Raw genomic sequence first — 16,490 nt, forward strand, 5'->3', positions numbered from 1 at the left:
TAACCACAAACCACTATACTGTACAAACATACAGTATAGTGGTTTTGTTATGCGCGTTATTCCTATTTATATCGAAGCTGGCGTGTGTGGTTTTGAATCACCAGCAGCACAATACAAAGAGCTTGGCCTATCATTAGATCAGCTGTTGATTAAACACCCTGATGCAACCTTTATTGGTATTGCCTCTGGCGAATCAATGCAAGGTGTGGGGATTTTTGATGGCGACTTATTACTGGTTGATCGCGCCGAAGACGTTAAAAATGGCGATGTCATCGTGGCGAATCTAAATGGTTTATTTGTTTGTAAACTACTAGATAAACACAATGCACAGTTATTATCAGCCTCGCCTAAATACCCTGCAGTGCAACTACGCCAATCTGATGAATTTCAATTAGAAGGCGTGGTCACCCGCTCAATTCGCTTACATCGCAGTAGTAAAGAGCTATTAGCATGTACGCCTTAGTCGATGCGGTGGCCTTTTATGCCAGTGCCGAAAAAGTATTTGATCCAGCTATTCGCAGTAAACCTGTAGTGGTACTCACCAACAATGATGGCTGTATTTGTGCTGTGTGTCCTATTGCACGAAAGCTAGCTATTCCAAAGTTTCAGCCCTATTTTCAGGTAAAACAGTTACTCGAAGATAACCAAGTGGTGATCCGCTCATCTAACTATGAGCTGTATGCAGATTTAAGCGAACGGATGATGAACGTGATTGGCCGTTTTTGCGATAATCAGCACATATACTCTATTGATGAGTCGTTTTTAAACTTTACAGGTTTCAACAAGCTTGTTAATGATTGGCATAGTTATGGTCATCATATTCGCCGTACCGTATGGCGCGAAACAAAACTGCCTGTTGGAGTAGGTTTTGGCCCAACGGCAACCCTTGCCAAAGCCGCCAATCATGCAGCAAAAAAATTATCGGGCTTTGATGGCGTAGCAGTGATTGATTCAGAAGCGTCACGAATAGCCATTTTAAAAGCCATGGATGTACAAGATGTTTGGGGGGTTGGTCGACGCTTAGCTAAAAAGCTCAAAGCGATGAATATCAATACTGCTTTTGATTTAGCCGAACAAGAGCATCGAAAAATGAAACGCCTGTTCAGTATTGTACTCGAGCGTACAGTAAACGAGTTACGTGGTAAAAGCTGTTTAGCATGGGATGACGTGCGCCAAGATAAAAAAGAGATATTTTCGACCCGTAGTTTTGGGGAACGTATCACCGATGCCACAGCGCTAAAAACCGCACTTATTAATCACGCCGTTATTGTTGCCCGTAAGTTACGCACACAAGGGTCACTCACACAACGTTTATTAATGTTTGTCGCCAGCTCACCTCATCAAGATGGCTATTATAAAAAGTCCTATATTTATGAGTTTAGTGTTGCCACAGCCGACAGCCGTGTATTTGCTAACGCTATCAGCGAAGTCTTTAAACACTTATATAAACCCGGCGTACCCTTTTACAAATGTGGTATCGGTGCGCTAGAGTTATCGAGCCAAATGTTTCAGCAACCGGATTTATTTCAAGCACCTATCGATAACCCAAGCCTAATGAAATGTTTAGACAAAATAAATGCTCGTTACGGTGTTGGTACGCTTGCCCTTGCAAGCGAAACCACAACCACTCGTTGGCATATGAAGCGAGAGTATTTATCACCGCACTACACTACTCGCTGGCATAACCTACCAAAAATACACTGCTAAAAGTAATGGAAAAGCTGCAATTTAAATTGCTGTTCAGAACGTTGCCAATCTTGATAAATAGCTGAGCTTCTAAGCCCCCAATTCTGAGCCAAGGCTATTTGCCAATGAGCAGAAAACGTCAGCTGATAATCAACACTTGGTTCATTCATCAGCCAAAAAGCCTGACCACTCAAAGCAAGCTTTTGTGAATCGGTAACTTGCCAAATAACACCTGCTTCGCTTCCTAGCCCAAACGACACAGAATCTATCAAATCACCTGATTGAACAACTGATGAGCCAAGCAAATAGCTTTGCAAATGTGATGCATCACCAAAAGACTTGCCATAGCCGCCTTGTAAAAATAGACGACCTTCTCGCTTCGTCTGTGTCGGTTGACGGTCAAACCCAGCACGAACATTCCATGACCAAGAATTAAATAAGCCATTGTCAGGTGCTAATGACATTGCATCAATTAAAAGCAAACGCTCGAGATGAAGATTCTCGTTACTACCTTGGTTTACCTCTAAGTCAAAAAAACTAATTTGCGCACCAGGAATAAAACCACCGGGATTATCAAGTAAATCATGATAAGCAACACGATATGTTAAACCAAACCGACTAGCGGTATGCTCATAATCATTAAATATTACACCAACACGACTAGAGCCATGACCATTATCAGGACTCACTCGAGGCTTTGGCGCAGGCTTGAAAGGCGAAACTACATGGAATTGACTGCGTTGATGTAACAGCTTTGTTAATCGAGGAGCAATTGCATCACGTGCTAATCCTTGATCATAGTATTGGTAATTTAACCACTCATACGCCATCTCAAGGACAGGCACAGCCTGCTCAGGTGCGAGCGATAATTCATCTAGCGCTACTCCATCACGCAGTAAACGAGCAAGGTAAACCTGCTGCTCTGTGAGTTGGCTTTCATAATTGATCAATTTCGTGCCCGATGCAGCACGGTAACGAGGCGGCTGTAATAATCCATGTTGCTTAAGAGCTGCAACCGTATCTGATGGGATCGCATGCGAAGAAAATGGAGCAGTTAAAGATAAATCATCTCGTGCAAGTTGCAGTAATGCTAACAGCTGATACGAGCAGTTTTCATCAACAAAAAAATAATCAAACGTGGCCCACTGCATTTCCCATAAATGTAATAACACACGCTGAATTTCTTGTTCAGATAATGAGAGTTTATATTCCCATATATCACGAGATTCTAAGTCATTATATTCACGGACTTTGCGATAATACGGCATTAAAGTGAACTTACCTGGATATTGACCAATAATACCTTTTAAAGCATATAAAGCGGCATTATCAGTAACATCAGGCTCTGCAGCAAAGTTAACAGCAAAAGCGATGAGCTCTCTACTGCGGGTTTGGTCCTTCGCATCAATACGTAATAGAGTATGACCAAACATCGAGGACGGATCATTCATAAACGCGGTCGGGAAGACTAGAGTCATACCTTTTGGGTTGATAAGCTGTTGCCATGTTTCAATTTCAGGGCAAGAAAGTGCAGGCCAATTTGTAAAGAAATGTTCTTTTAGCCAGTTATAGCGAGCAGGAAAACGGCACTTTGCTTGGTTATCATCATCGCTTTTAAACGCCGCTATAGTCGCTAAAAGCTCTGCATGAGGGTCTGTTTTTCCCACCTCAGAAAAGAAAAATTCTGAGCTATCCACTTCACTTTCATACATAGAAAGAAAAGGCTGATTATAATGACCGAGCTTAAGCCAATAAGGATGATGAGCTATTTCGAGTGTCGGTGTTGTTGAATATGCTAAACAGCTGAATAACAAACAAGAAGAAAATAAAATACCACGCATAATAGAATAAAAGCCCATTAAGGGCTTTATATTTAAAAAGTACACGCTAGATTAAGATAGTGTGTAAGTAGCAAGTTGCGCATCGCTAGCAACAAGCGTATTAAGGTTCTCTAAAACTAATTGAGATGTCACATTTTCTGATGTGAATACGTTAGTAAACTGTGTTTGTACTAACTTATTGAATGCTGCTTTATCTTGCGCTTGAACGCCCCATACTTCAGCCAGCGTATCAAGAGTTTCACCTTCGCCACGTGACATATCACGTGCAAGTTGTTCCATATTGCCATCAATGAATGTCGCAACTTTAGTTGAAGCTGTCACTGTACCATTACCGTTACAGCCTAAAGTACCAAACGTAATACCAAATGTTTGGTTACCTGAAATACCATTTGTCGTTGCACCAAGAACTTTAACAACTTTACCTTGTTGACCAGCAAATAACATTGAACCTAAGCCACAACCGATGTCTTGATCAGCCATTGCATTTGAAAGTGGAAGTAGAGAAAGTGCAGAAATAGCAATAATTTTTTTCATATCCTGAATCCTTTAAGATAAATCGTTATTCGAATTAATAACGCATTATTAGCTTAGCTAGATTCAGATTAAGGACAAACTCTTTTTTAAAAAAAAGTAAAATTAGTTACATTAAATGTTCAAAAATCAACCAATCTAGCATTTAATAGACTACACAAGTCATGGGGCTTAAGCGCAATTTCAAGGCCTCGCTTACCGGCTGAGACATAGATAGTATCGAAATTTATTGCAGATTGATGAATAAAAGTAGGTAAACGCTTCTTTTGGCCAAGCGGACTGACTCCCCCCAAAATATAACCAGTTGTGTTTTCTACTTTCTGCTGAGGGGCCATAGTTACTTTCTTTACTTTTGCTGCCTTAGCAAGCATCTTCATATTTACCTGTTGACTCACAGGGACTACTGCAACCAAAAGCTGTTGTTCGGCATCTTCAAGGACTAAAGTTTTAAACACTTGCTCAGCGGGCAAGTTAAGCTTTTCAACCGCTTCAAGGCCAAATTGGGTATGTGCAGGATCGTGATGATAACTCAGCACATCATAAAAAATACCTTTGTGTTTTAATAAATTGATTGCAGGTGTCATTAAAAGTTCCTTTAACAAAAAAGCGCCTGAACTTTATCAAAGCTTTGGGCACTTGGCATAGTAAGAAAATACAGGCTTTGCATAGTAAATATCCCGAAAAACCACACTGATAAGCTACACTAAAAGTATGAGCAATAGATAAAGCGTGGCAACTATGTCAAAACACATTAGTCTCTATTTGGCGAAACAATGTTTTATCATCATCACACTCTTGTATTCAATTAATTTTGTTTGCAATGAATACATAGCATGGACCGCGTTTATAGATTGCCAAAGTAAATGCAAAACACTAGGAATAGAAAAAGGTCAGATCCAAGAAACAACCTTTAAGGACGATGTCATATTATGCCGATGCCTAGCTGAAAATGATTACTACGTAGTACTAAACTGAATCTGAAAATACCCACTAGGAATTAAAAAAATATAACGTATTATGAATTCAGTATTAGTTAAGGAAAGGAAACTACATGTTTTTAGACTACTTTGCACTAGCCATGCTAGTGTTTGTGACCGTCGTAATATTTTATGGTGTGATAGCCATTCACGATATTCCCTACGAAATTGCCAAAAAACGTAATCACCCCCACCAAGATGCCATCCATTATGCAGGCTGGGTTAGCCTATTTACCCTACACGTACTATGGCCATTTTTATGGGTTTGGGCCACCTTGTGGCGTGATGACCGCGGCTGGGGTTTTAACCAAATTCAAAAGGAACAAGAAGACTTAGCTGAGAAAGTGGCTAGCCTGACAGCCACAGTGGCAGCACTACAAGCACAAATTAATGCTCAATCGAATAATAAAGAGAAATAGAATATGGATTTGTTATTAATACTTACATATACCGCATTGTGCATTGGCATCTTCAAACTCTTTAAAATCCCCCTTAACAAATGGACAGTACCAACCGCTGTTCTTGGTGGTGTAGTACTGATCGGCGCATTAATTCTATTAATGAACTATAACCACCCACATTCAAATATGGCGAGTAGTGCGTATGTTACAACGCCGATTGTGCCAAATGTGCGTGGTACAGTAGAAGAAGTTGCGGTAAAGCCGAATCAACCAGTTAAAAAGGGCGACTTATTGTTTCGCCTAGACGACACCTTATATCGAGCAAAACTAAATCAAGCTATTGCAGCTTTACAAGATGCAAAACAATCGGTACTTGGTTTAGAAGCTGCCTATAAATCAGCACAAGCCAGTGCGCTGATGGCTAAAGCTGAATATGACCGTAGTAAGAAAGAATACGAACGCTATGAAAAAGGCGCAAAAAGCGGCGCCTATTCAAAAGGTCAAGTTGATAATAAATTAGGGGTGTATTTAGCGGCAAAAGCAAGTTACGAAGCAGCACAAGCCGAAGAGTTACGTCAGAAACTAGCATTTGAGTCAGAAATTAACGGCGAACAAACAAAAATAGCCGCTGCTCGCGCTAATTTAGAGCAAGCCCAATTTAACTTAGACAGCACTAGCGTGCATGCACCCACCGACGGCTATGTCACACAACTGACATTACGTCCGGGGATGATTGCCGTGCCTATGCCACTGCGACCAGTGATGACCTTTGTGCATAAAGAAGACACTGTTTATGTTGCGGCATTTCGACAAAATTCATTATTAAGACTCGAACCTGGTTATAAAGCTGACTTTATCTTTAAAGCAATTCCAGGCAAAACCTTCGCTGGCGAAGTAATCGATGTGTTACCCGCAATTGGTGAGGGACAAGTACAAGCACAAGGAACACTGATGGGCACTGAATTTTTTGCCCGTCAAGGCCGCGCAATTGTTACTTTAAAAATCACTGACGACATGAGTGAATATCATCTGCCACAAGGAACAAGCACTGAAGTAGCTGTTTATTCAGAACATTTTGAACATGTTTCTGTGATGCGTAAGGTATTGATCAGAATGAAAAGCTGGCAAAACTACTTATTCTTAGATCACTAAACTCAAAATCGAAGCGTAAAAAAAGGCGCTGATTAGCGCCTTTTTACTATCTAACTCAAGTTACTTAACTAGGAGTTACTTAGTTAGATCATCGAAGAATTTCTTCACACCGTCAAAGAAACCTTTTTCTTTTGGACGGTTTTTAGAGCCATCTTTACCCATGCTTTGCTCAAGCTCTTCAAGCAATTCACGTTGACGGTCATTTAAGTTCACCGGTGTTTCAATAACCACTTTACAGATTAAGTCGCCTTGTGCGCCGCTACGAACAGACTTAACGCCTTTACCACGCATACGGAACATTTTTCCTGTTTGGCTTTCTGAAGGGATCTTCAGTTTTGCGCGACCATCCAAAGTTGGTACTTCAATTTCGCCACCCAGTGCAGCTGTTGTAAAGCCAATAGGTACTTCACAGTACAGATTGTTACCATCACGTTGGAAGATTGGGTGCTCACGTACTGACACTTGTACATATAAGTCACCTGCCGGTGCGCCATGCATCCCAGCTTCACCTTCACCTGATAAGCGAATACGGTCACCTGTATCAACGCCTGCTGGGATCTTAACTGATAAGGTCTTCGTTTTTTCTACGCGACCTTGGCCATGACAGCTGTCACATGGGTCAGAAATAATTTGACCGGTGCCCTGACACGTAGGACATGTTTGCTGAACCGCGAAGAAACCTTGGCGCATTTGTACTTGGCCAGCACCGTGACACGTAGTACAGGTTTTTGGCTTAGAGCCCGCTTTTGCACCGCTACCGTCACATGGTTTACAGCTAACCCAGGTTGGCACTTTAATTTCAACATCTTTACCACGAACCGCCTCTTCCAGGCTTAAGTCCATGTTGTAACGTAAGTCAGACCCACGTTGTTGGCGCGATTGTCGACGACCACCGCCACCAAAGATATCTCCAAACACATCACCAAAAATATCGCCAAAATCACCATGACCGCCGCCGAAGCCACCGCCATGACCACCACCACCTTGTTCAAAGGCTGCATGGCCGTATTGATCATACATCTGACGTTTTTGTGGATCAGTTAGTACTTCATAGGCATCTTTTACTTCCTTGAATTTAGTTTCAAGGTCTTTATCACCTGCGGTACGGTCTGGATGATATTTCATCGCTAAGCGCTTATACGCTTTTTTTATGTCTCGTTCGCTGGCATCTTTGCTCACGCCGAGAACTTCATAATAATCGCTTTTTGACATATCTATCACACTACTCTTTTTACTGCAGTTACACTGCGTAAGGTAAGTCGAACGACTTTACCGTTCATATACATGCAAAAGGCGCGTCAAGCGAAATCGCTGGCGCGCCTCAATCATTTCATCCTAACTTAATTGGCTAAACAAAGCAGCCATTATCGCGTTAGGCAGAAGCGAAACGAGCAATTACTTGTCGTCTTTCACTTCTTCGAACTCTGCATCAACAACATCGTCGTCTTGTTTTGCAGAAGATTGCTGTGCACCTGCATCAGCACTACCTTGCTGTTGTGCTTTCGCTTGCGCAATTTCCATTAGCTTTTGTGATTTTTCAGCAAGAGCTTGTGTTTTCGCTTCAATCTCTTCTTTGTTATCACTCTTAATCGCCGCTTCTAGCTCTGTAAGCGCAGCTTCGATTGCTTCTTTATCTTCTGCTGGTAATGCATCACCCGCTTCTTCGATTTGCTTACGTGTACCGTGAACCATTGCATCAGCTTGGTTACGAGTAGCTACTAGCTCTTCGAATTTTTTATCTTCTTCAGCGTGTGCTTCAGCATCACGAACCATTTTTTCTACTTCTTCATCACTTAGACCTGAAGAAGCTTGAATCGTGATCTTCTGCTCTTTACCTGTATCTTTATCTTTAGCAGATACGTGTAAGATACCGTCCGCGTCTACGTCGAATGTTACTTCGATTTGAGGTGTACCACGTTGCGCAGGGCGGATACCTTCTAGGTTAAATTGACCTAGAGATTTGTTATCGCTTGCACGCTTACGCTCACCTTGTAGTACGTGAATCGTTACCGCTGATTGGTTGTCTTCAGCTGTTGAGAATACTTGCGATTTCTTAGTAGGAATCGTCGTGTTTTTCTCAATTAGTGCTGTCATTACTTGACCCATAGTCTCGATACCTAGTGATAACGGAGATACGTCAAGTAGTAGTACGTCTTTAACGTCACCAGCTAGTACACCACCTTGAATCGCTGCACCTACGGCAACGGCTTCATCTGGGTTAACATCTTTACGTGGCTCTTTACCAAAGAACTCAGCAACTGTTTTTTGTACTAGAGGCATACGAGTTTGACCACCAACAAGGATGATGTCATTTACGTCGCTTACTGATAAATCAGCATCAGCTAGTGCACGCTTAAGTGGCTCGATTGACTTAGTTACTAAGTCTTCAACAAGAGACTCAAGTTTTGCACGAGTAACTTTAACGTTCATGTGCTTAGGACCAGTTGCGTCAGCAGTCACGTACGGTAAGTTAACTTCTGTTTGCTGTGCAGAAGACAGTTCAATCTTCGCTTTTTCAGCAGCTTCTTTAACACGTTGCATTGCAAGTGGGTCGTTCTTAAGGTCGATACCTTGATCTTTCTTGAACTCTTCAACTAAGTAGTTGATAACACGGTTATCGAAGTCTTCACCACCTAAGTGAGTGTCACCGTTAGTTGCAAGAACTTCAAACGTGTGCTCGCCTTCTACTTCGTCAATCTCGATGATAGAGATATCGAAAGTACCACCACCTAAGTCGTAAACAGCAACAACGTTTTCACCTTTGTTTTTGTCCATACCGTATGCAAGTGCAGCGGCTGTTGGCTCATTGATGATACGTTTAACTTCAAGACCAGCAATACGACCAGCATCTTTAGTAGCTTGACGTTGTGAGTCATTGAAATAAGCAGGTACTGTGATTACTGCTTCTGTTACTGGCTCACCTAAGAAGTCTTCTGCTGTTTTTTTCATTTTCTTCAGCACTTCTGCTGAAATTTGTGGTGCAGCACGTTTTTCGCCACGCGCTTCAACCCATGCATCACCGTTATCAGCTTTTACAATTTTAAAAGGCATGATACCGATATCGCGTTGTACTTCTTCGTCTTCAAAACGACGACCAATTAGACGCTTGATGGCAAATAATGTGTTAGTTGGGTTAGTTACTGCTTGGCGTTTTGCAGGTTGACCAACTAATGTTTCACCGTCTTGCGTGTATGCAATGATCGATGGTGTTGTGCGATCGCCTTCCGCGTTTTCGATAACGCGTGCTTTATCACCGTCTAGTACTGCTACACAAGAGTTAGTAGTACCTAAATCGATTCCAATAATTCTACCCATGAATCTTCTCCAACTTCAAAATTCGTTAAAACGTTCGATGACTAGTAAATAGGGGTGCAGGAAACTGAATTCAACTGTAAAAATGAAAAAAATTTACTTTTTTTTGAAATATTTTCCAAATGGGTATTTTTTCCTCAAAAAGAGGGGTTTTTTAACACTTATAGTAATACAAACAAACTGGTCTGATGACTTTAGCTGTGCTATAACCTTGTCCATAGCAATAAATGTTAAGGAAAATTATGCATTTTGATCAATTACTCGCCATGGCAACAGAACTTGGCAAAGACAAAACAAAAGTAATGCAGTTTCCAGAAAACTGGTGCCAAGGTCGCACTGCGTTTGGTGGTTTATCAGCAGCTTTATTATATCAAGCAATTCGTCAACATATCGACAATTCTCGTCGTTTACTATCTTTAAGCACTAACTTTGTTGGCCCGTTAATCGCTGACTGCGACTTTTCAATTGATGTTGAAGTTTTGCGCGAAGGTAAAAACAGTGCGCAAGTACTTGCTAAAGTAATTCAAAATGGCGATGTTTGTGTTATCACACAAGCCTGTTTTGGCGCTAATAGAGAATCAGCAGTACGCGTAGATGTGTCAAAAAGCATGCAGCTTAAACCAGTAGACGAACGTTTTACTCTGCCTTATAAAGAAGGTTTAATGCCGGCATTTTTCCAGCACGTCGCACTATGCTTACAAGACGGAAATATGCCATTTTCTGGCGCTGACACATCACATTTAGGCGGCTGGATGAAATTTAAACATAAACCAGAACACATGAGCGAAGCGCATATCATTGCCCTTACGGATGCATGGCCGCCTACCCTATTACAAATGTATAAACAGCCAGCCCCAGCCAGTAGCATGTCGTGGTATATCGAGTTTGTTGAAGAGCCAAACATCGCTGATGATGCTTGGATTGGCTATGAAGCTGTTACACATCATAGTAAAGATGGTTACGGTCTTGAAGATGGCTGTATTTGGAGTGATGATGGCAAGCTCATCGCACTAAGCCGCCAAACTGTTGCTTTATTTGCGTAATTCATGGCTGCTTATTTGCGCATATTCAGTGCCATCAAGGCGAATTATCGCTTGATATTCGCCAGATTCTACAATTTGGCCTAGACCTGTGTTAAAGGTATCCTTTAAAACTTCACTATTGAAAAATGCAGGTCGAGGTGCTTCATTAAATATTGGATGCACAACGAAAGGTTTTATTTCGGCTGTCTGCTTATATTGTTCAAGATAATATAAAAAAACACGTCTTTCGAGAATGATAACGTCAACCCATCCCTTCATTAAATGGTCAACTTGTGCCTCTTGGTTTACTACCTCATCATAAGAACGAAGTATACGTGTCACTGATTTGAAAGGTGCTTCAATAAAATTGGTCGCATTTTGAAAACCCAGCACACTTTTACCAGCTAAATCATAAATACTGTCTATTTTTAAATTTTGTTCAGCCAAACTTATCGCTACATTTTGATAGCGTAATAGAGGTTCACTTTGGTAAATATTAGTACTCGCTCCAGAAGCGAAATTTAAAGCTATATCAACTTTTCCTTGCAGCAACTGCTGCTCTACACGCTTGTTTGGCATGTATTGCACAACAATGTTACTGATCCCTTGAGATTTAAACGCTGCTTTTAATATTTCTAATTGAATACCACTGTCGTTATCTTTAATAACATAAGGAGGGAGATAAGAACTGGCTGCAACAACAATAGGGTCTTCTCCAGCTTGATCTGATAAACATAGCCCCTTACAACTTACAAACAACAAAAGGATAAAAAAATGTTTCACTACACACCTTAATAGACAGTTGCATAGCTAATCTATGCGCCTTTGCGTAAATTCTAGCCTATTTTAGGAAAGGGTGCATTTGAATTTATCGAGTTATTGATGCAAACTAAACTAAGTTCTTGTTTATGAGACCCTAAGTTTGCAAACAGCCTGTCCTAGCTGCGACCTTGTCGTTGAGATCCCATATTTAAGTGCGAAACAAGTAGCGGTTTGTCCTCATTGCAAAACCAAACTGTCTTCTTCGCAAGCAAATCAAGATAGTGCTGTCGTAGCGCTGAGCTTAAGTGCGATCTTAATGCTGTTAAGTAGCATGTTTTACCCGTTTTTATCTTTTTCAAGCAGTGGCATCACCCAAACTATAACCTTACCTGATGCGGCACGTATTCTGTTTAACTACGACAATGACTTTTTAGGATTATTCATAGATATCAGCATCATAGGTTTACCTATGTTACTGCTTGTGCTGATAATCCCATTACATTTAGGGTTACTTAAGATACTCCCTTATCAATGGGGGAAAAGGCTCTTAAAAACAACATTTGCACTGCAGCCTTGGATTATGTCAGAAATATTTTTAATTGGTGTCATGGTCAGTATGGTAAAAATAATGTCGATGGCTGACATTGAATTTGGTGTGAGCTTTTGGGCTTATGGCGCATTTGTTATTAGTTATATTGCCACTACTGCTAAGCTCAATAAACAAAATCTATGGTATCAACTCAAAGAGCCTGTTTTTATAGAGCAAATCAAGCCGAATACTCGTGCAATCGACCAAGGCCTTAGGGCTTGTCATGTATGTGGTCAACTATGCGACAGTGAAATCTGTTCTCGGTGTGAATCAAAAACATACTCTCGTAACCCTTTTAGTGTACAAAAAGCGGCAGCATGGCTGATCACTTCCGTTGCCTGCTATATACCTGCAAATATTTACCCAATCATGTACACCACTAGCCTAGGTGATGAAACCCCCTCAACCATAATTGGTGGGGTGATGATCTTGTGGAATAGTGGTTCTTATCCTATCGCAATGATCATCTTTTTAGCGAGTGTTGTCGTACCACTTGCAAAAGCTCTCATTTTGAGTTTTTTATGCTTTATGGTGATGCAGCCCGCAAACAGACAAACCAAAAGCTACACACGAATTTATCAATTAACTGAATTTATTGGAAAATGGTCAATGATCGATGTATTTGTTGTGGCAATTTTAGTAGCCTTAGTACAGTTAGGAAATTTGATGTCAGTAACGCCTGGTATAGGTACTATATTCTTTACAACAATGGTGATTTGCCAGATGCTGGCAGCCCATGCATTTGATCCACGTTTATTGTGGGATTCCCCTAATAACTTAAATAAAGTAAAACAAGAGACCTTGGCATGAGCGAAAAAGCAAATATAAAAACAGCGCCAAACATATCGGCAATCTGGATTATTCCTGTAATCGCTTTATTCATCGGCGCATGGATGCTGTATCAATACCAAGCAAATAAAGGTACAACAATCTTTATCAAAATGCCCCATGCTGAAGGTATTATCGCAGGCAAAACAGAAATAAAGGTACGCAGTGTAAAAATCGGTCAAATTGACCATGTAAGACTCTCAGATGAACAAGATAGTGTAATTGCACGAGCACAAATAGATAAACACTATGAAGACCTTTTAACGGATGATGCGAAAATTTGGGTTGTTAAACCTCGCATTGATGATACCGGTATTAGTGGGATGAGTACCCTATTGTCGGGTGTTTATCTGGAGTTTGCTCCAGGCGAAAGTAAAGAAACATCCGAGCGATTTGAACTACAAGATGAACCTGCGCTAATTGCCAATGATGTAAAAGGAGGTCGCTTTATCCTCCATGGCTATAACGCTGAAGTGCTCGATGTGAGTACAGGTATCTATTTTAAGGATTACAAAATAGGGCAAATAGAAACGGCTACTTTTGATTGGAAAAATCAAGCCATGAAATATGGTATTTTCATTAATGAGCCTTATCAAAACCTGATCACGCTTAATTCTATCTTTTGGGTTAACTCAGGTATACAAATTGATTTGTCTGCCGATGGTATTAATGTCAATACGGGCTCTTTGAGTAAGTTACTTAAAGGAGGGATTTCTGTTGGTATTCCTGAGCAACAGAAACCAGGGGAAATTGCCACAAATGGCCATAGCTTCTCACTAAGTAATAGCTACAAAGCTGCTCTTGAAGAGCGATTTTATGACTTTGATTATTATCTAATTGACTTTGAACAATCAATTCGTGGATTACGTCCTGGTGCGCCAGTTGAATATCGAGGGATGCGCATCGGTACTGTTGTTGAAGCACCTGCAAATGTCATTATAAATGGCAAACCAGCCCACTTTAGAGTCGATAACACTGCAGTGCCAGCGCTGATTAAAATTGAGTATGGAAGACTCTACCATGATAATGTTGCAGCCAGAGAGTTCTGGCAGTCAAGTTTAGATGGCTGGATTAAAAGTGGTTTAAGAGCCTCATTAAAGCCAGGAAACTTATTAACAGGTGCAGTGTATGTGGACTTGGACATTTATGATAATGCTGAACCTGCAGAATTAACAACTATTGCTGACTATACAGTATTCCCGAGTGTTTCAAGTGGAATTACCGTCATTGCTGATCAAGTCTCTGATGTATTAAATAAAGTCAATAATCTCAAAATCGAAGACAGTTTGGCACAAATGCAAACGACCTTTGCAGAATACCAAGCACTTGCACATGACATGCGTGAATTGCTTAATAAACAAGATACTCAAGACTTACCGGGTGATATTAATCGCAACTTTGCTGAGATGACCAAAAGCATGCAACAGTTCGATAAGACAATGAAGCAATTTGAAAAAACTATGGCAAGTTACGAACAAGGATCAACATTCCATGAGCAATTACAAACAACCTTGTCTGAATTTAAACGTTTAAGTGAAGAGCTACAGCCACTTACACGTGGTTTAAACCAGCAACCGAATATGTTGATCTTTGATAAAGAGCTACCTGCTGATCCAACGCCGAGGAAACAATAATGAACTTTAAACTCTGTGCTTCAATTGCATCAGTGCTGTTACTTTCGGCCTGTAGTCAAACTTCATTCTCAACCATTGAGTATTATCAATTTTCGCAGCCGATAGTGGCAATGCAACGCTTAGCGGAGAATACCCAAGCTCAGCTCAGAATTAACACAGTAAAGTTACGTGGTGCGCTAAATAATCGTGGTATCGCCATGGTGCTTGATAACAACAGAGTGAATGCTGCTAACTATCATTTATGGAGTGAATCTCCTGATTTGATGTTAACTGCCAGTGCTCATCAACAACTTTACACTGAGCTTGCTAATTGGATGGTAATAAAAGGCTTACCTGTAATAACCGATTTAGACCAGCAAAGCTTTTATGAATTAGAGTATGAGCTACATCACTTTAACGGTGATGAGCAAGGTAATGCCAACATTGCAGGGCTTTGGCGCTTGTACTATACAACTCCTGAATCTGGCAGAAAGTTGAAGGCGGTCAATTACTTCAATGAGCTTACACCTTTACAAGCAAGTGATTACGAGGGACTTGTAGCCACACTTGAGTCAACTTGGCTAAAGGTTAACAAACAAGTTGCAAACGAAGTGTCAAAGCTTGCTATTTAATAAGAGTTTAAGTGGCTGATTGTCATCGTTAATGATGACATCGCCTATAAACTCAAAGCCTAGTTTTTGTAGTACCTTTTGCGAGCCAATATTTGTTTGCGAGGTTATTGCTGCAAGCACTCCAAGATCTAATACGTGTTTTTTGGCCATCAACAACCTAGCTGCCGATGTAATAATACCCTTGCCTTCATATTTGGCTAACAACGCGAACCCTAAATCAGGAATAGCTAATGCATCACGCTGAAACAGCCCCACCATACCAACCGGTGTACCTTCAGCTAAACAGACAATATAACTACCAAAGCCATATTGCTGGTGGCTATTTATAAAGGTTTGTTGAATATAATGCTCTGCTTGTGCTGGTGTATTTATATTTTTATTTCCGATATGCTCTAAAAATGTTGCTTGGTTTAAAAGCTCAACAATAAATGCCGCATCATCAGGCAGGCCAGCACGTAAATATATATCTGTCATATATTAAAATACCTTACTTACCACATCATTGGTAAAATTAAGACAATCTAAAACACGCTCTTTTTGCACTGCTGAGAGCTCGTCAATAGCGAAATAAGCATACTCAGTATGCTCATTACTCAACACTATCTGGGCATCATTAGGCAGATGTGCTCGAAAAATAAACGCATGAGAATTAAATGCAGTGTGATAATAAACACCACTTAAATAAGCGATATCTACCTCACAATTAAGCTCTTCTTGGCATTCGCGAAGTAACGCTTGGTGAATTGTTTCGCCTTTATCTAAAGCCCCGCCAGGTAACCCCCAACTTTTTTGACCATAATTAGCTTTAAGTAATAGCACTTGACCTTGGTTGTTAGTTATAACCGCGTGACTACTGAGTCTGTATGTATCTGAAAATGCCATAAACCCTTGCTTAATTGAATTAAAAAAGTAACACCGTTGAAGAGTGTAAAATAATTATCATCGCAATAAAAATTCTTATTGACTAAATTTATATTCAAGATTATTTTTCTTTCGATGTTTTGGGCAAAACAAAAGCAGTATACCCTCTATACTGTCTGGCGCCAGCCAACGCAGGCACTTTCCCTACTGGGTCCATAAAAGTGTGTTCGCGTAAAGCAGTTACTTGAGTCGATAGACTTCGGATTTCTGTAAGCAATCTCGC

The 16,490-nt window shown here is 40.6% G+C and carries 16 protein-coding genes; 8 read left to right on the forward strand and 8 right to left on the reverse strand.

Going from position 1 to position 16,490, the window contains the following annotated elements; translation table 11 throughout:
• Positions 1–49: 49 nt before the first annotated feature.
• Both umuD and NH454_RS10070 read left to right on the forward strand, forming a co-directional pair.
• On the forward strand, positions 50–463 hold the full coding sequence (gene umuD / locus NH454_RS10065; protein WP_054552219.1) for a translesion error-prone DNA polymerase V autoproteolytic subunit: 414 nt from the start codon (positions 50–52) through the stop codon (positions 461–463).
• A complete protein-coding gene (locus tag NH454_RS10070) occupies positions 451–1,707 on the forward strand; it encodes a Y-family DNA polymerase (protein ID WP_253038948.1) in 1,257 nt (418 codons plus the stop codon). The genes umuD and NH454_RS10070 overlap by 13 nt, the downstream gene beginning before the upstream one ends.
• On the opposite strand, the gene NH454_RS10075 is transcribed toward NH454_RS10070, so the two are convergent.
• The 3 genes from NH454_RS10075 to ybaK form a co-directional block, all read right to left on the reverse strand.
• The gene (locus NH454_RS10075) at positions 1,704–3,545 is read right to left on the reverse strand and encodes a DUF4105 domain-containing protein (RefSeq protein WP_253038950.1); all 1,842 of its coding nucleotides are present in this window, start codon (positions 3,543–3,545) and stop codon (positions 1,704–1,706) included. The genes NH454_RS10070 and NH454_RS10075 overlap by 4 nt on opposite strands.
• Before the next feature lie 33 nt (positions 3,546–3,578).
• Positions 3,579–4,061, reverse strand: a complete 483-nt coding sequence (locus NH454_RS10080; protein ID WP_135926601.1) for a DUF3015 domain-containing protein — start codon at positions 4,059–4,061, stop codon at positions 3,579–3,581.
• Positions 4,062–4,180: 119 nt separating this feature from the next.
• On the reverse strand, positions 4,181–4,642 hold the full coding sequence (gene ybaK / locus NH454_RS10085) for a Cys-tRNA(Pro) deacylase (RefSeq protein ID WP_253038952.1): 462 nt from the start codon (positions 4,640–4,642) through the stop codon (positions 4,181–4,183).
• 467 nt (positions 4,643–5,109) lie between these two features.
• On the opposite strand from ybaK, the gene NH454_RS10090 reads away from it, so the two are divergent.
• Both NH454_RS10090 and NH454_RS10095 read left to right on the forward strand, forming a co-directional pair.
• Positions 5,110–5,454, forward strand: a complete 345-nt coding sequence (locus NH454_RS10090) for a DUF3302 domain-containing protein (protein ID WP_135926599.1) — start codon at positions 5,110–5,112, stop codon at positions 5,452–5,454.
• Between the two features lie 3 nt (positions 5,455–5,457).
• Positions 5,458–6,588: an HlyD family secretion protein gene (locus NH454_RS10095; protein WP_138556544.1), complete on the forward strand. Its 1,131-nt coding sequence runs from the start codon at positions 5,458–5,460 to the stop codon at positions 6,586–6,588.
• 75 nt (positions 6,589–6,663) lie between these two features.
• Here NH454_RS10095 and dnaJ read toward each other — a convergent pair whose 3' ends face one another.
• Both dnaJ and dnaK read right to left on the reverse strand, forming a co-directional pair.
• Positions 6,664–7,800, reverse strand: a complete 1,137-nt coding sequence (dnaJ, locus tag NH454_RS10100) for a molecular chaperone DnaJ (protein WP_135926597.1) — start codon at positions 7,798–7,800, stop codon at positions 6,664–6,666.
• 183 nt (positions 7,801–7,983) lie between these two features.
• Positions 7,984–9,903: a molecular chaperone DnaK gene (dnaK, locus tag NH454_RS10105; protein WP_253038954.1), complete on the reverse strand. Its 1,920-nt coding sequence runs from the start codon at positions 9,901–9,903 to the stop codon at positions 7,984–7,986.
• A 239-nt stretch (positions 9,904–10,142) separates the two neighbouring features.
• Between dnaK and NH454_RS10110 the strand changes: the two genes are divergently transcribed.
• Positions 10,143–10,943, forward strand: coding sequence for a thioesterase family protein (locus NH454_RS10110; RefSeq protein WP_135926595.1), 801 nt, complete (start codon positions 10,143–10,145; stop codon positions 10,941–10,943).
• On the opposite strand, the gene NH454_RS10115 is transcribed toward NH454_RS10110, so the two are convergent.
• Entirely contained in the window at positions 10,932–11,705 is a 774-nt protein-coding gene (locus NH454_RS10115) for a transporter substrate-binding domain-containing protein (RefSeq protein WP_253038956.1), read from the reverse strand. The genes NH454_RS10110 and NH454_RS10115 overlap by 12 nt on opposite strands.
• Before the next feature lie 139 nt (positions 11,706–11,844).
• Here NH454_RS10115 and NH454_RS10120 point away from each other — a divergent pair, with 139 nt between their 5' ends.
• The 3 genes from NH454_RS10120 to NH454_RS10130 are packed head-to-tail and all read left to right on the forward strand — an operon-like array spanning position 11,845 to position 15,346.
• Entirely contained in the window at positions 11,845–13,083 is a 1,239-nt protein-coding gene (locus tag NH454_RS10120; protein ID WP_253038957.1) for a paraquat-inducible protein A, read from the forward strand.
• The gene (gene pqiB, locus NH454_RS10125) at positions 13,080–14,735 is read left to right on the forward strand and encodes an intermembrane transport protein PqiB (RefSeq protein WP_135926593.1); all 1,656 of its coding nucleotides are present in this window, start codon (positions 13,080–13,082) and stop codon (positions 14,733–14,735) included. Before NH454_RS10120 ends, pqiB begins: the two co-directional genes overlap by 4 nt.
• A complete protein-coding gene (locus tag NH454_RS10130) occupies positions 14,735–15,346 on the forward strand; it encodes a PqiC family protein (RefSeq protein WP_138556547.1) in 612 nt (203 codons plus the stop codon). Before pqiB ends, NH454_RS10130 begins: the two co-directional genes overlap by 1 nt.
• Here the strand turns inward: NH454_RS10130 and NH454_RS10135 are convergent.
• Positions 15,329–15,820 (reverse strand): GNAT family N-acetyltransferase, encoded by a 492-nt coding sequence (locus NH454_RS10135; RefSeq protein ID WP_253038958.1) that lies wholly within the window; start codon positions 15,818–15,820, stop codon positions 15,329–15,331. The two genes, NH454_RS10130 and NH454_RS10135, sit on opposite strands and share 18 nt — an antisense overlap.
• Positions 15,821–15,823: 3 nt before the next feature.
• Positions 15,824–16,228: an NUDIX domain-containing protein gene (locus tag NH454_RS10140; RefSeq protein WP_235381940.1), complete on the reverse strand. Its 405-nt coding sequence runs from the start codon at positions 16,226–16,228 to the stop codon at positions 15,824–15,826.
• Positions 16,229–16,490: the final 262 nt, after the last annotated feature.

The sequence above is a fragment of the Pseudoalteromonas sp. Ps84H-4 genome, from assembly GCF_024124645.1.
Taxonomy (GTDB): Bacteria; Pseudomonadota; Gammaproteobacteria; order Enterobacterales; family Alteromonadaceae; genus Pseudoalteromonas; species Pseudoalteromonas lipolytica_C.

Excerpts from the sequence above, each read along its gene's own strand:
- NH454_RS10110 (WP_135926595.1), top strand. The coding sequence starts at position 10,143 with ATGCATTTTGATCAATTACTCGCCATGGCAACAGAACTTGGCAAAGAC.
- NH454_RS10080 (WP_135926601.1), bottom strand. The coding sequence starts at position 4,061 with ATGAAAAAAATTATTGCTATTTCTGCACTTTCTCTACTTCCACTTTCA.
- dnaK (WP_253038954.1), bottom strand. The coding sequence starts at position 9,903 with ATGGGTAGAATTATTGGAATCGATTTAGGTACTACTAACTCTTGTGTA.
- NH454_RS10070 (WP_253038948.1), top strand. The coding sequence starts at position 451 with ATGTACGCCTTAGTCGATGCGGTGGCCTTTTATGCCAGTGCCGAAAAA.
- ybaK (WP_253038952.1), bottom strand. The coding sequence starts at position 4,642 with ATGACACCTGCAATCAATTTATTAAAACACAAAGGTATTTTTTATGAT.
- pqiB (WP_135926593.1), top strand. The coding sequence starts at position 13,080 with ATGAGCGAAAAAGCAAATATAAAAACAGCGCCAAACATATCGGCAATC.
- NH454_RS10140 (WP_235381940.1), bottom strand. The coding sequence starts at position 16,228 with ATGGCATTTTCAGATACATACAGACTCAGTAGTCACGCGGTTATAACT.
- NH454_RS10075 (WP_253038950.1), bottom strand. The coding sequence starts at position 3,545 with ATGGGCTTTTATTCTATTATGCGTGGTATTTTATTTTCTTCTTGTTTG.
- umuD (WP_054552219.1), top strand. The coding sequence starts at position 50 with ATGCGCGTTATTCCTATTTATATCGAAGCTGGCGTGTGTGGTTTTGAA.
- NH454_RS10130 (WP_138556547.1), top strand. The coding sequence starts at position 14,735 with ATGAACTTTAAACTCTGTGCTTCAATTGCATCAGTGCTGTTACTTTCG.
- NH454_RS10095 (WP_138556544.1), top strand. The coding sequence starts at position 5,458 with ATGGATTTGTTATTAATACTTACATATACCGCATTGTGCATTGGCATC.
- NH454_RS10135 (WP_253038958.1), bottom strand. The coding sequence starts at position 15,820 with ATGACAGATATATATTTACGTGCTGGCCTGCCTGATGATGCGGCATTT.
- dnaJ (WP_135926597.1), bottom strand. The coding sequence starts at position 7,800 with ATGTCAAAAAGCGATTATTATGAAGTTCTCGGCGTGAGCAAAGATGCC.
- NH454_RS10090 (WP_135926599.1), top strand. The coding sequence starts at position 5,110 with ATGTTTTTAGACTACTTTGCACTAGCCATGCTAGTGTTTGTGACCGTC.